Source organism: Dorea ammoniilytica (assembly GCF_025567415.1).
GTDB lineage: Bacteria > Bacillota > Clostridia > Lachnospirales > Lachnospiraceae > Claveliimonas > Claveliimonas ammoniilytica.
In genome coordinates, this window is sequence record NZ_JAOQJV010000009.1 from 39,697 (window position 1) to 54,881 (window position 15,185).

Consider the following 15,185-nt stretch of genomic DNA (forward strand, 5'->3'; position numbering starts at 1 on the left):
TTATTACGTTTGTTAACAAATTGTTACAAAAGAAAGGATGTTACGATGGCGAGAAGATCACACAGACGGAGAAGACATGGCTTGGCTTCCTGGTCAATCGGGAAGAAGCTGGGTGTGATTCTTGGTGGTACATTTGCAGCAGTTGCAGCGACGGGTGTTGTACTTGTAGCCAGTAAGATGACGAAGATAGAGACAACGGAACTTGATACAGATAAGTTGAATATAGCGGAGACCAGTGAAGAACAGGAGACTGGCTATCTGAATGTTGCATTGTTTGGCTTGGATTCCAGAGAAGGAGATCTTGGCAAGGGCAATCGGAGTGATACAATGATGATTGCCAGCCTGAATAAGGCGACCGGAGAGGTGAAACTGGTTTCAGTATACCGTGATACGTTACTGGAACTGGATGATGGCAGTTATAATAAGGCAAATGCAGCCTATGCATTTGGCGGACCGGAAGGTGCTATTTCGTTGATCAACCGTAATATGGATATGGATATTTCAAAGTATGTTGCGGTGAATTTTAATGCGCTTGTTGATGTAATCGATGCATTGGGTGGTCTTGATATTACACTGACAGATGCGGAAGTAGTGCATATGAATAACTATTGTGTAGAGACATCTAAAGTTACGGGTGCGGATTACACAAAGATTGAACCGGAAGTTGCAGGTACTTATCATTTGAATGGAGTGCAGGCAGTGTCTTACAGTCGTATTCGATATACAGGAGGAGGCGATTTTGAGCGTACCTCCAGACAGCGTCATGTACTGGAATTGATCGCTGAGAAAGCGCAGAGTGCAAGCTTCAGTACCTTGAATAAGATTATTGACAAAGTATTCCCACAGGTATCTACGAATTTCACGATTGCAGAGATGATCGCGTATGCTAAGGATATTGCAAAGTATAAACTGGGGGACAGCATGGGATTCCCGGATAACAACTCATTTGATATGTTGGATGTTGTTGGAAGTGTGGTAATTCCGGAGACGCTGACTTCGAATGTGGAGGATGTACATAAGTTCCTGTTCGGGGATGATGGTTATACCATTTCTTCGAATATTACAGATATAGAAGATGGCATTCGTGAGAAATGCACACATAAGGCAACCAGTGATTCTGTGATTGAGAGTGATGATGATTATGGATCCGGTTCTGGAACATCCAATGATTATAGTAATTCTGGCAGCTCGAATAGTAACTATAACAACAGCTATAATAATAGTTATAATAATTCGGGCAGTTCAAGTGGTACAGGCAGCGGATCAGGAACAGGCGATTCAGGCGGCGGAAGTGATTACGGAGACTACGGCGGAGGATCTGACGGAGATTATTCTGGGGAAGACTATGATTAATAAGTCGTGTGAGATACGGGAAAGGATAAAGTAAGTTATGAAGAAACTGAAAAAATTAGCTGCACTGATGCTTTGTACAGCTATGACATTTATGATGTGTGGTATAGTATCATCGGCAGCCAGTGGTCAGCTGAGATTTTCTGATCCGTCTACAACAGTAGGTGCAACGGTTGAGATTACTGCAAAGCTGAGTGCGGATGAAAGTCTGAGCGAAGCCAGTGCAACACTGACATATGATACAACAGCATTAAAGTTTATCAGTGGAGAGAATGCGACAGCATCTAATGGACAGATTGAACTGGAAGGATCTGGAAGCGGTAATACAGAGATGAGCTGGACATTGAAGTTTCAGGCATTATCTGAGGGGACTACGACAGTAAATATTTCCAAAGTAACAGCCAGTGCGTCTTCAGGAGACGATGTGACAGTTGTAGAGGGTAGCTCGACCGTTACAATCGGAGAAGGGGATCCGTCTCTGATCACAGATGATGAAGAGACTACAGAGTCATCTGGTAATGGTGGGGATATTGAGATTGACGGAGAGACTTATTCTGTTGTTACAGATATTCCGGAGGTATTGATCCCAGATGGATTTGTAACGGCTGATATGCCTTATAATGGTAATACTTATGCGGCTACCAAGCAGGAAAGTGGTAAGATGTATGCTATTTATCTGAAGGATGCCAATGAGGAAGAAGATTTCTGGCTGTATGATCCGGATAAAGATAAGTTTTCTCCATTTGAACAGGTAAGTATTTCCAGTGACCGTTACATTGTCCTGTTGTCCGAGGATAAGACCAAAGATCTGCCGGATACATTGCAGAAGACGACGATGACGGTAGAGGGAAAAGAGTTTCCAGCATGGCAGAATACGGATGACAGTTCTTATTATGTGGTATATGCAGTGAACAGTGATGGAGAAGAAGGCTTCTACCAGTATGATACGGTAGATGAAACCTATCAGAGATACACACCGGAGACGAAAGATAAAGAAGAAGACACAACAAAGCTTGGTGGTCTTCTGAATAAACTGCGCACAAATCTGGATAAGGTAATTCTGGTCGCATGGGGAATCTTCCTTGTGATGCTGATTATCCTGATCATTCTTGCAATCAAGCTACGCCATCGCAATCTGGAACTTGATGATCTGTACGAAGAATATGATATTGATGACGAGCCGGAACCGGTAAAAGAGAGCAAGAAAGAGAAAAAGGCAAGAAAGAAAGCGGAAAAAGAAGCGAAGAAGTCCAAGAAATCTAAAAAGAAGTCGGAAGATGATTTCTATGATTTTGATGACGAAGATGATGAATATGATCTGGATGACGATGATGAAGATGAGATGTATGAGGACGAGGATGACTATGACGAATACGATGAGTATGAAGAGGAGCCATTCAAAGAATACAATCCTTCCGACTATGAGGATGACAGTGATATCGATGATCTGGATGAAATTCTGAATGCACGTGTGCGTGTAAAGAAGAGTGCGCCACGAAGAACTGCACAGACTTCAGCAAGACCGAAAAGTAATCAGAGAAGAGTAGGTCACTCAGAAGCAGATGATACATTCAAAATGGATCTGATCGATCTTGATTAAAACATCAAAGGAGGATGCGGAATATTGTATCCTCCTTTTGTGTATATAATGAACCAACAGGGAGTATAAAACTTGAAAGGAGAACATTCATTATGTGTGGAATTGTAGGTTATGTAGGAGAGAGTCAGGCAGCACCAATCCTGCTTGAGGGACTGGAGAAGCTGGAGTACAGAGGATATGACTCTGCCGGTATTGCAGTTTATGACGGAAAGAAAATCAATATGAAAAAAGCAATGGGACGGCTGAAAGTGCTGAATGAACTGACTCATGGAGGCGAGCTGCTTCCGGGTAAGCTTGGAATCGGTCATACCCGTTGGGCAACGCATGGCGCACCGTCTGATATCAATGCTCATCCGCATTTTAATAAAGATCAGAGTATCGTAGTGGTACACAATGGTATTATTGAGAACTATCTGAAGTTAAAACATCGTCTGGAAAGCAAAGGATATGAGTTTGTATCAGAGACAGATACAGAGGTCATTGCACATCTTCTGGATTATTATTACGACAGAGATCCGCTGGAGGCAATCACGAAGGTTATGCACCGTATGGAAGGTTCTTATGCACTTGGAATTATCTTCGCAGATCACCCGGAAGAGATGTATGCAGTACGTAAGGACAGCCCGTTGATCGTTGGACACACCAAAGATGGAAGTATCATTGCATCGGATGTACCGGCAGTGTTGAAATATACCAGAGATGTTGTATTTATTCAGAATGAAGAGATTGTAAAGCTGACAGAGGATAAGCTGGAGTTCTACAATATTGATGAAGAAGTGATTGAAAAAGAGACCACTCACATTGACTGGGATGTGAATGCAGCTGAGAAGGGTGGATACGAGCACTTCATGCTGAAGGAGATGTATGAACAGCCGAAGGCTATTCTGGATACATTTTCACCAAGAATCAAAGGCAATGAAGTTGTTATTGATGAACTTGGTATGAGTGATGATGAGATTCGTGCAGTTAAGAAGATTATGATTGTTGCCTGCGGTTCTGCTTATCATGCAGGTGTGACTGGCAAGTATATTTTTGAAGGACTGACCAGAATTCCGGTGGAAGTGGATACGGCTTCTGAATTCCGTTACCGTGATCCGATCATTGAAGACGGAACGTTACTGATCGTGATCAGCCAGTCCGGTGAGACTGCAGATTCACTGGCTGCAATCCGTGAGGCGCATGCTAAGGGTGGTAAAGTGCTTGGTATTGTCAATGTAGTAGGAAGCTCTATTGCCAGAGAGGCAGATAATGTTATGTATACATGGGCAGGTCCGGAGATTGCAGTGGCAACTACCAAGGCATACAGCTGTCAGTTGATTGCAGAATATCTGCTTGCAATGAAGTTTGCTCATGTAAGAGGAAAGATCAGTGACGCAGAACTTGCTGATATGATTGAGGATATGAAAGAACTGCCGGCACAGGTAGAGATGCTGCTGAATAATAAGAAGAATATTCAGAAATTCGCTAACCGCTATCTGGCTGCAAAGGATATCTTCTATATCGGTCGTGGAATCGATTATGCGATCGCAATGGAAGGTTCTCTGAAGATGAAAGAGATTTCTTATGTACATTCGGATGCTTATGCAGCAGGAGAACTGAAGCATGGTACGATTTCTCTGGTTGAGGACGGTACATTGGTAACAGCCATCCTGACACAGGAGAATCTGTACAAGAAAATGATCAGTAACATGGAAGAGGTTAAGACCCGTGGAGCCTTTGTTATGGCAGTGACTAATGTGGATAATACAGAGGTTGAGAGAAACGCAGACTATGTAATGTACATTCCGAAGACGAATAAGTACTTTACCAATACACTTGCGATCATTCCGCTGCAGCTCTTCGGTTACTATGTAGCAGTTGGAAAAGGTTGTGACGTGGATAAGCCGAGAAATCTGGCGAAGTCTGTTACAGTAGAGTAGGAGTTACTATGCATTATGATTATCTGATCGTGGGCGCAGGACTGTTTGGTGCAGTGTTTGCCCACGAGGCTGCTGAACGTGGCAAAAAATGTCTGGTCATTGACAGACGAGACCATATCGGAGGAAATATTTATACAGAGGAAGTGGAAAAAATTCAGGTACACCGCTATGGTGCACATATTTTCCACACTTCCAATAAGCAGATCTGGGACTATGTGAATCAGTTTGCTGAATTTAATAATTATATTAATTCACCGGTGGCAGTGTATAAGAATGAACTGTATAATCTTCCGTTCAATATGAACACGTTCAGTAAGATGTGGAACATCCGTACACCGCAGGAGGCGAAGGATATTATTGCTGCACAGATTGCGGATCTGAATATTACAGATCCGTCCAATCTGGAAGAACAGGCACTTTCACTGGTAGGAAAAGATGTGTATGAGAAGCTCGTAAAGGGATATACAGAGAAGCAGTGGGGCAGAGACTGTAAGGAACTGCCGGCATTTATCATCCGCAGACTTCCGCTTCGATTTACTTATGATAATAATTATTTTAATGATCGTTATCAGGGAATACCGATCGGAGGCTATACTGCGATTGTGGAGAAGCTTCTGAAAGGTTCAGATGTGCGGACAGGTGTGGACTTCCTGAAAAATCGGGGTGAATATGAAGCACTGGCTGATAAAATTATTTACACAGGTATGATTGACGAGTATTATGATTATAAACTGGGAGCGTTGGAATACCGCAGTGTGCGTTTTGAAACAGAGACACTGGACTGTGAGAACTATCAGGGCAATGCAGTTGTGAATTATACAGAGCGCGAGGTACCGTATACCAGAATTATTGAGCATAAGCACTTTGAATTTGGTAAGCAGGAGAAAACAGTTATTTCCAGAGAGTATTCTTCCGAGTGGAAAGTGGGAGATGAACCGTATTATCCGGTAAATGATGAGAAAAACGGAGCATTGTATGCCCGTTATCAGGAACTGGCAGCGCAGGAAGATAAGGTGATCTTCGGTGGACGACTGGGCGCATATCGGTATTATGATATGGATAAGGTGATAGAGGCTGCGTTAGAACTGGTTTTCAACATTTTTTGATGATTTGGTCACACTTTCAACACAATTTACGACTAGACTTACAGATATAGAAAAGATAAGGTATCCGTGGTCTGATAGTAGATTACGGTTAAGGAAGGAGACTTAGATATGGATAACCAGTATAATTATTATGATCCGAATAAAGAGGATAAGAACAACATATTTGATGAACAGCCGCAGGGAATGAATGGCGGGCAGCCGGGGATGAACGGTCAGCCGCCAAAGAAGCACCATAAGTGTCCAAGATGGGCGAAGCTGGCAGGATCGGCAGTTGCATTTGGTGTGATCGCAAGCTGTACCTTTATGGGAGTGAATGCGGTGGCAGGTAAGTATTTCGGTACGAATACCACACAACAGACATCCAACAGTAAGGCTACAACTTCCAAGAACTCTGACAGTTCATCCACATTGAAGTTGAGCCAGTCATCCAGTACAGTGACTTCGGATGTGTCTGATATTGTAAATAGTGCAATGCCATCAGTAGTAGCTATCACGAATATGAGTGTACAGGAAGTACAGAGTTACTTTGGAGGCACACAGCAGCAGGAGAGCACAAGCTGTGGCTCTGGTATTATTATCGGTAAAAATGACAGTGAGCTGCTGATCGTTACCAATAATCATGTGGTGGAAGGCGCTGAGACGTTGACTGTATCCTTTGCAAATGAAACTTCAGTAGAAGCAAGCATCAAAGGTACAGATTCCAGCAAAGATCTGGCAGTTGTTGCAGTTCCATTGGATTCCATTGATGATGATACCATGAATGCAATTTCAATCATCACATTAGGTGATTCTGATCAATTGCAGGTGGGTGAGCCGGTAATCGCAATCGGTAATGCTCTTGGTTATGGACAGTCAGTTACAACCGGTATCGTATCTGCACTGGACAGAAATCTTGACATGGAAGGTTTTGACAGCAAACTGATCCAGACAGATGCAGCAATCAACCCTGGTAACAGTGGTGGTGCACTTCTGAATGCCAACGGTGAGTTGATTGGCATCAATACAGCAAAGGTAAATGCCAATGCAGTCGAGGGAATGGGTTATGCAATTCCTATTTCGGATGCTACATCTGTGATTGAGAATCTGATGAACCGCGAGACGCGTACGAAAGTGGACGAAAGCGAGCAGGGATTCCTTGGTATCGAAGGATATGACGTTACTTCTGAGAAAGCGGAGATGTATTCAATCCCGACCGGTGTATTTGTAAGATCCGTAGAGGATGGAAGCGCAGCAGATAAAGCTGGTATTACAGCAGAGTGTATTATTACCAAATTTGACGGAATTACTATTGACAGCATGTCCACATTGCAGTCACAGATGCAGTATTTCAAAGCTGGTGACAAAGTGGAAGTAGTCATTGAAGTCCCGAACAAGAGCGGTACAAAATACGAAGAGAAGACGGTAACGGTCACTCTTGGTGAACGTTCCAAATAAATAAAACTAAACAAAGGAGAGAAAGCATGTATTCATTTGACGAGGTAAGAGAGGTTGACAATGAGATTGCAGAAGCAATCGAGAGTGAGATGAGCAGACAGAATTCACATATTGAACTGATTGCTTCTGAGAACTGGGTGAGCAAGGCTGTTATGGCAGCAATGGGAAGCCCGTTGACCAACAAGTATGCAGAAGGGTATCCGGGAAAGCGCTATTACGGTGGATGCCAGTGCGTCGATGTAGTAGAAAATCTGGCAATCGAACGTGCAAAGGAGCTGTTTGGCTGTGATTATGCCAATGTACAGCCACATTCCGGAGCACAGGCTAATCTGGCGGTATTTTTTGCAATGCTGGAGCCGGGAGACAAAGTCCTGAGTATGAATCTGGATCAGGGTGGACATTTGAGCCACGGTTCACCGGTGAATATTTCCGGTAAATATTTTGACATCGTATCTTATGGAGTCAATGATGAAGGCTTTATCGATTATGATAATGTGCGGGAGATCGCACTGGCTGAGAAGCCGAAGATGATTATTGCGGGAGCAAGCGCTTATGCCAGAACGATTGATTTCAAGAAATTCCGTGAGATTGCTGATGAGGTAGGAGCATATCTGATGGCAGATATTGCACACATTGCAGGTCTGGTAGCAACAGGACTGCATCCGAGTCCGATTCCGTACGCTGATGTAGTAACAACTACAACACACAAGACACTGCGTGGACCAAGAGGCGGTATGATCCTGTGCAATGAAGAAGCTGCTAAGAAGTTCAACTTCAATAAAGCAGTATTTCCAGGTATTCAGGGAGGTCCTCTGGAACATGTGATCGCTGCAAAAGCGGTATGCTTTAAAGAAGCACTTCAGCCGGAATTCAAGACTTATCAGGAGCAGATTTTGAAGAATGCAAAAGCACTCAGCAAAGGTCTGATGGACAGAGGCGTGAAGATCGTATCCGGTGGTACAGATAACCATCTGATGTTGGTAGATCTGAGAGGTCTGGAGCTTACCGGTAAAGAACTGGAGAAGCTTTTGGACGAGGCGCATATTACATGTAACAAGAACACCGTTCCAAATGATCCAAGATCACCATTTGTAACCAGCGGTGTGCGTCTGGGAACACCGGCAGTAACATCCAGAGGAATGGTAGAAGAAGATATGGATAGGATTGCAGAGGCGATTGCTCTGGTTGTGAAAGAGCCGGAGAAGATTGGAATGGCAAGATCCATCGTAAAAGAACTTACAGAAAAATATCCATTAGTATAATGATGATACTGACAACAGGTCTGGCGTGTGCCAGACCTGTTGTTTTAGATATAACAGAGACTTTCATTCACCTTTCATTCGAATTTCCCATAGTATGATACTGTAAATATTCTGAAAGGAGTAAATGAAAATGCCGAATTACCGTTATCATACACCGGAATCAAACAGGCGTAGTTACTGTGGATGTTCATCCAGCATGAACGGATGTAATCAACAGCAGTCAAATGTCCGCCCCCAGCGGGAATCCTGCGAAGTCCCTTACTGCGATTGCGATACTGCCGGAGAAATGTCCTGTGCAGTAAAGGGTCGCTACGATACTTTGGGCGATATGGCAGTTGCCATGGCTTATGTCCCTTGGCAGATGTGGCGAAATGTCTTGGATGTAGAGAAAGGTCTCTGCTGTGGAACTATTTTCGAAGACTTAAACAAACCATTCTGTGGAACAGGAGGTGTCCGTAGATGAATGACAATAAGCCTTGCAGACAGGAGTTGATGAATCGAATCAACGCCGCCAGTTTCGCTGTAGACGATGTAAAGTTATTTCTGGATACCCATCCCTGCGACAAGGATGCCATGGAATATTTTGAAAAATATCAGGAAATGCGCAAATGTGCTCTGCGCGAATATGCCAAATACTACAGTCCGCTCACCATCGACACTGTGCGCACAGACTCCTGTGAAAACTGGAACTGGATTGATGAGCCATGGCCGTGGCAGGAAGGGGGATGCTAGTATATGTGGAATTATGAGAAACGACTGCAATATCCGGTAAGAATCAGCCAGACTAATCCACAGATGGCACAAGTGATTATTAGTCAGTTTGGTGGACCTGATGGCGAGCTTAGTGCATCTATGCGTTATCTGTCACAGAGATATACCATGCCATATAAAGAAGTGACAGGAATACTCACAGATATTGGAACGGAAGAACTTGCCCATATGGAAATGATCTGCGCCATTGTCTATCAGCTCACCCGTAATCTTACAGTCGAACAGTTGAAGGAATCCGGTTTCGACAAATACTATGTGGATCACACGCTTGCTCTGTGGCCACAGTCGGCCGGTGGTGTGCCATGGAGTGCCACAACATTCCAGTCCAAAGGTGATCCAATTACCGATTTGCACGAGGATATGGCAGCCGAGCAGAAAGCCCGCACGACCTATGACAATATCCTCCGTTTGGTAAAGGATCCGGAAGTTGCTGATCCGATCCGATTCCTTCGGGAACGTGAAATTGTGCATTACCAGAGATTTGGTGAAAGTCTCAGAATCGTACAGGATCGTCTTGACAGCAAGAATTTCTACGCATTCAATCCGGAATTCGATAACAGACGCTCTGGAAAATGCTGTGATTAATTGGGAGGATTGTGGGAGTGCAAAGCACGGAACAATCCGTAGGCATCATAGTTGGGGCTTTTGGCCCCAACATCTTTTTATATTAAAATAGGGGGAATCGGCATGCTGATTCCCCCTAAAATATTGCTTGATAACAATTAAAACGTGAATGAAACGGTTGTATTTGAGGTTTGATATCGTTATAATATGGAGTTAGTATAGCGTGAGTCTGTGCTTGCAGGACACGTATGGATAGGAGAGTGTAGATATTTATGGGAGAAATCAGACATATGTCCGAAGCCAGGAGAAGAAAGAAACGGACGTCTGCCAGACCTGCACCTGCAAAAAAGAGAAGACCTGCGGTGAGGTATTTTGATTACAGTATGTTGGCAGTTTTGGTGTTTCTGGTGTGCTTTGGACTGATCATGCTGTACAGCAGCAGTTCATATAGTGCTCTGGTAAAATATAGTGACAGTATGTATTTTCTGAAAAGGCAGGTGCTTTTCTGTGGCATGGGATTTTTTGCAATGTATTGGATTTCACAGATTGATTATCATATTTATGCGAAATATGCAGAAAAGCTTTACTGGTTTTCGATTGTTCTGTTATTTCTTGTGAGATTGACACCTCTTGGAAAAGAGGTAAATGGTGCGAAGCGTTGGATTCGTCTGCCGATGAACCAGCAGCTTCAGCCGGCAGAGATTGTGAAGCTGGCAGTGATTCTGTTAATCCCGATTATTTTGTGCCAGCTTGGAAATCGGGCACATAAAAAGGACGGAATTGTAAAAGTGATTATCTGGGGCTTTGGAGCAGCGGCGGGTGTGTATTTTCTGACCAGTAATTTGAGTTCTGCGATAATCGTAGCAGGGATTACGGTGTGTCTTTTGTTTGTAGTTCATCCGAAGACAAAGCCGTTTATGGTGCTTGCGGGTAGTGGACTTACGGCAGCGATAATTGTTGTAGCGGTGTTGAACCGTATGATTCAGGATGCCGGTTCCAGTGGAAGCTTCCGTTTGCGTCGTGTACTGGTATGGCTGCAGCCGGAACAGTATGCGTCAGGCTCTGGTTATCAGACGCTGCAGGGTTTGTATGCGATCGGTTCTGGCGGATTTTTCGGGAAAGGACTTGGTAACAGCGCGCAGAAGATGATCATTCCGGAGGTACAGAACGATATGATCCTTTCGGTTATCTGTGAAGAATTGGGAGTGTGTGGTGTGATTATTGTACTGGTGCTTTTTGGACTGTTATTGTACCGGTTGATGTTTATTGCACAGAATGCACCGGATATGTACGGAGCATTGGTTGCCAGTGGCATTTTCGCCCATATTGCGATCCAGGTGATTTTGAATATAGCGGTTGTGACCAACACAATACCAAATACGGGTGTTACACTTCCATTTATCAGTTACGGAGGTACGTCGATCCTGTTCCTGATGGCGGAAATGGGAATTGCGCTCAGTATATCGAGACAGATACGTGTGGAAGAATAGTGCAAAAACACTCTTTTCAATCCTTGTATAATGTGCTATCATATATTAAGTGGTTTTTGATACTACATATAATAGAAGCGAATGACGAACATCGACGCTTGCGGGAGGAAATGAAATGAGTTATAAGATTATCGTTGACAGTTGTGGAGAATTATCCCCGGAGATGAAGGCTTCCGGATATTTCGCAACAGCATCTTTGTCGATTGATGTGGACGATTATCATGTGATAGATGATGAGACATTTAATCAGAAAGAATTTTTGGAGAAAGTGGCGGCCAGTCCCAATTGCCCGAAGTCTTCCTGTCCGTCTCCGGATACTTATATGGAGAAGTACCACTGTGATGCAGCTCATGTGTATGCGGTGACATTGTCGGCAGAATTGAGTGGCTCATATAATAGTGCAGTGCTGGGAGTGGAGTTATATAAGGAAGAGTATGGCGAGAAGAAGATCCATGTATTTAATTCCAAGTCAGCATCTATCGGAGAGACTTTGATCGCAATGAAGATCGCAGAGTGTGAAGATAAAGGAATGACATTTGAAGAGGTTATTGATACGGTAGAGACGTATATTGAGGATCAACGTACGTACTTTTTATTGGAATCGCTTGAGGCGCTTCGTAAGAACGGTCGTCTGACCGGATTGAAAGCGATGGTAGCTACAGCACTTAGTATCAAGCCTGTCATGGGTGCTACGCCAGAGGGAACAATCTGTCAGTTGGGACAGGCACGAGGTATGAAGAAAGCCCTGGTGAAGATGGCGGATGAGATTGCCGCTCATGAGGAGCATGCAGAGGATAAGATCCTTGCGATCAGCCATTGTAACTGTCCGGCAAGAGCTGAAGAACTGAAGAAACTGCTGTTGGCCCGTCTGCAGCCGAAAGATGTGATTATTCTGGATACAGCCGGAATCAGCAGTCTGTATGCATCAGATGGCGGCGTGATCGCAGTTATTTAACATTGTTCTGTCGATAATTCTATGATATACTATAGGAAGCAGTTGTCAGACAGGAAGTGTGTGACAGCAGCCAGATCAGAAGTATAAGGAGTACATGAATATGAGTCAGGCAAAGGTTGATCAGTATAAAAAGGATAAAATGAATCGTAAGAAGAATATGCAGAAGGACAAGATGAAGCGTGCATTTCGTCGTATTGCAGTCGGAGTTGTCAGCCTTGCGCTGGTAGGATGGCTTGGATATTCTGTATATAATGTGTATGATTCTAATAAGCCGCAGCAGACAGCAGAGATTGATTACAGTGCGATCACGAATTATCAGCAGAGCCTTGTAACAACAGATGGTGAATAGTAAGTGGCAGATAAGCCCAATAATTTCATAAAAGTGTAACAAAGTGGAGGATTCCCTGTGAATCAGATGAAACAATCTGGTTTGCAGGGATTTTTTTACTTTACAGGAAATTGCTTTCCTGTAAAGTAAAAAACGCTCCGCGGGGATGCGCACTGCGGCGGATAAGGTAGATGTCGCAAGCGACCGCCGCAGGCGCGAGAATGTGCCAAGGCACATTCTTTGTTCTGCTGGTAAGAGACTGATGAAGAGGGAATTTTTCAAAAATGGGGGTTGAAATGACCTAAAATATGGGTTACAATGGTTTCAAGTGGTAGAAAGTGGTGAAAAGTGGTATAAAGTGGTTCGAAAGTGGAAGAGAATCCTTTGTACGTTTCAGGAAGGCTGCTGGGGAGCGGCCGAATGAAAGAGGGTGAGTTCCAATGACGTTGAAAGGAGAATACAGTCATAACATCGATCCGAAAGGTCGATTGATCATTCCAGCTAAGTTGCGTGACGGATTAGGGGAGCATTTCGTCATCACAAAAGGAATGGAAAATTGCCTGTACGTCTACCCGGAAGCTGAATGGAACGCCTTTGAAGAAAAACTTAACGCCTTACCAACCACCACAGATAAAAATGCCCGCAAGTTTGCATACTTCTTTCAGGGGTCTGCAACTGACGGCGAACTTGACAAACAAGGAAGAACACTGATCCCTGCGGTCTTAAGAGATTATGCGATGCTCGGCAAAGAGGTCGTATTTATCGGTATGGGGAAGCGTGCCGAGATATGGGACAAGACCAGATGGGATGCGAAGAATGCTGAAGTGGAAGCTGATATTGAGGATATCGCATCTGAGATGGAAGCAAGCGGATTCAGTATCTAGGGGAGAAAGATATGGAATTCAAACATGTATCAGTATTATTGCAGGAAACGGTTGACGGATTGAACGTTAAACCGGATGGCATCTATGTGGATGGCACACTGGGCGGTGGAGGACACAGCTATGAAGTGTGCACCAGATTGGGTGTGAAGGGGAGTATTATAGGAATAGACCAGGATGAGGCGGCGATCGAAGCTGCGAGCATCCGATTAAAGGACTTCGGGGAGAAAGTCACAATAGTCCGAAGCAACTACTGTGATATGAAGTCCAGGCTTCATGAATTGGGAATTGACAAGGTCGATGGGATCATGCTGGATCTGGGCGTATCATCTTATCAGTTAGATACGGCAGATCGGGGATTCTCCTATCGCGAAGATGCACCTCTGGATATGCGGATGGATCAAAGGTCAGAGATGACAGCCAGAGACATCGTCAATGACTACAGTGAGATGGATCTCTATCGCGTGATCCGCGATTACGGGGAGGACAAGTTCGCAAAGAATATTGCCAGACATATCGTCCGGGAACGCGCGAAGAGACCTATCGAAACGACTGGAGAACTGACAGAGGTAATCCGCCATGCAATCCCAATGAAATTTCAAAAGAAAACAGGTCATCCGGCTAAGCGGACGTTTCAGGCGATTCGTATTGAGCTGAACAGAGAATTGGATGTACTCAGGGATTCTCTGGATGACATGATCGATATGCTGAATCCGGGAGGAAGGTTATGTATCATTACTTTCCATTCTTTGGAAGACCGGATCGTGAAGAGTGCATTTAAGAAAAATGAAAATCCATGTACCTGTCCGAGTGATTTTCCGGTATGCGTATGTGGTAAAGTCTCAAAAGGACGGGTAATTACCAGAAAGCCAATCCTTCCAAGTGAGGAAGAGATGGAGGTTAACAGCAGATCCAAGAGCGCCAAGCTAAGGATCTTCGAACGGAGTTAAATGATTAATTAATTAGAAAGGGGAGAGGGGTATGGCAGCAAGAACATCTGCAAGAAGACGAGTTCGGAATCAGCGTGTATCTGGTTCGGCAGGAATGTATGTATACGGCAATGCTGTTCCAAAGCCTGCCTACGAACCGCAGCGCAGAACTGCAGAGCCGGAGAGACGTCAGCATGTAAGTCGTCAGGTGAAGCAGAATCGCAAGAAAGCCATGGGGATCAACAAAGCTTACGTGGTTTTTCTTTCAGTTGCAGCAATTTTAATGCTGGTAGTCTGCGTACAGTATGTACAGTTACGTGCAGAGCTTACTAACCGCTCCAAGAATATTACAGCGCTTCAGGAAGAACTTGCGAATCTGAATGAAGCGAATACGACAAAGTACAATGCAGTGATGGATTCCGTGAATCTGGAAGAGGTTCGTGAGAAAGCCATGGATGATCTGGGAATGGTATATGCCAATGAGAACCAGGTGGTAGAATACGATAATCCTGATGGAGATTATATCAAGCAGTATGAGCAGATTCCGGATGAAGGAGTTGTTGCCAGTTCTGCAAAAACGAATGAATAAGGTGGAA

15 protein-coding genes are annotated in these 15,185 nt (G+C 44.1%); all 15 read left to right on the top strand.

Features of this window, described 5'->3' with window-relative positions:
* Window positions 1-45: 45 nt before the first annotated feature.
* The 15 genes from OCV65_RS08225 to OCV65_RS08295 all read left to right on the top strand — a co-directional run bounded on the left by OCV65_RS08225 (window position 46) and on the right by OCV65_RS08295 (window position 15,178).
* Complete coding sequence (locus tag OCV65_RS08225; protein WP_262581657.1) at window positions 46-1,353, top strand: LCP family protein; 1,308 nt, start codon at window positions 46-48, stop codon at window positions 1,351-1,353.
* A 37-nt stretch (window positions 1,354-1,390) separates the two neighbouring features.
* Entirely contained in the window at window positions 1,391-2,950 is a 1,560-nt protein-coding gene (locus OCV65_RS08230) for a cohesin domain-containing protein (RefSeq protein WP_262581658.1), read from the top strand.
* Window positions 2,951-3,042: 92 nt separating this feature from the next.
* Complete coding sequence (gene glmS, locus OCV65_RS08235) at window positions 3,043-4,869, top strand: glutamine--fructose-6-phosphate transaminase (isomerizing) (RefSeq protein ID WP_262581659.1); 1,827 nt, start codon at window positions 3,043-3,045, stop codon at window positions 4,867-4,869.
* A gap of 8 nt (window positions 4,870-4,877) precedes the next feature.
* A complete protein-coding gene (gene glf, locus OCV65_RS08240; protein WP_262581660.1) occupies window positions 4,878-5,975 on the top strand; it encodes a UDP-galactopyranose mutase in 1,098 nt (365 codons plus the stop codon).
* A 108-nt stretch (window positions 5,976-6,083) separates the two neighbouring features.
* A complete protein-coding gene (locus OCV65_RS08245) occupies window positions 6,084-7,409 on the top strand; it encodes a S1C family serine protease (RefSeq protein ID WP_262581661.1) in 1,326 nt (441 codons plus the stop codon).
* Window positions 7,410-7,435: 26 nt separating this feature from the next.
* Complete coding sequence (gene glyA / locus OCV65_RS08250; protein WP_262581662.1) at window positions 7,436-8,671, top strand: serine hydroxymethyltransferase; 1,236 nt, start codon at window positions 7,436-7,438, stop codon at window positions 8,669-8,671.
* 130 nt (window positions 8,672-8,801) lie between these two features.
* The gene (locus tag OCV65_RS08255; protein ID WP_262581663.1) at window positions 8,802-9,134 is read left to right on the top strand and encodes a spore coat associated protein CotJA; all 333 of its coding nucleotides are present in this window, start codon (window positions 8,802-8,804) and stop codon (window positions 9,132-9,134) included.
* A complete protein-coding gene (locus tag OCV65_RS08260) occupies window positions 9,131-9,403 on the top strand; it encodes a spore coat protein CotJB (protein WP_262581664.1) in 273 nt (90 codons plus the stop codon). The genes OCV65_RS08255 and OCV65_RS08260 overlap by 4 nt, the downstream gene beginning before the upstream one ends.
* 3 nt (window positions 9,404-9,406) lie before the next feature.
* Window positions 9,407-10,027, top strand: coding sequence for a manganese catalase family protein (locus OCV65_RS08265; protein ID WP_262581665.1), 621 nt, complete (start codon window positions 9,407-9,409; stop codon window positions 10,025-10,027).
* 251 nt (window positions 10,028-10,278) lie between these two features.
* Entirely contained in the window at window positions 10,279-11,496 is a 1,218-nt protein-coding gene (locus OCV65_RS08270) for an FtsW/RodA/SpoVE family cell cycle protein (protein WP_330666906.1), read from the top strand.
* Window positions 11,497-11,611: 115 nt separating this feature from the next.
* The gene (locus tag OCV65_RS08275) at window positions 11,612-12,451 is read left to right on the top strand and encodes a DegV family protein (protein ID WP_262581666.1); all 840 of its coding nucleotides are present in this window, start codon (window positions 11,612-11,614) and stop codon (window positions 12,449-12,451) included.
* Between the two features lie 100 nt (window positions 12,452-12,551).
* Entirely contained in the window at window positions 12,552-12,800 is a 249-nt protein-coding gene (locus OCV65_RS08280; protein WP_262581667.1) for a hypothetical protein, read from the top strand.
* A 419-nt stretch (window positions 12,801-13,219) separates the two neighbouring features.
* Window positions 13,220-13,663, top strand: coding sequence for a division/cell wall cluster transcriptional repressor MraZ (gene mraZ / locus OCV65_RS08285; RefSeq protein ID WP_262581668.1), 444 nt, complete (start codon window positions 13,220-13,222; stop codon window positions 13,661-13,663).
* Window positions 13,664-13,674: 11 nt separating this feature from the next.
* Window positions 13,675-14,610 carry a 16S rRNA (cytosine(1402)-N(4))-methyltransferase RsmH gene (rsmH, locus tag OCV65_RS08290; RefSeq protein WP_262581669.1) on the top strand — a complete coding sequence of 312 codons (936 nt, stop codon included), beginning with the start codon at window positions 13,675-13,677 and terminating at the stop codon, window positions 14,608-14,610.
* A gap of 31 nt (window positions 14,611-14,641) precedes the next feature.
* On the top strand, window positions 14,642-15,178 hold the full coding sequence (locus tag OCV65_RS08295) for a hypothetical protein (protein WP_262581670.1): 537 nt from the start codon (window positions 14,642-14,644) through the stop codon (window positions 15,176-15,178).
* Window positions 15,179-15,185 lie beyond the last annotated feature (7 nt).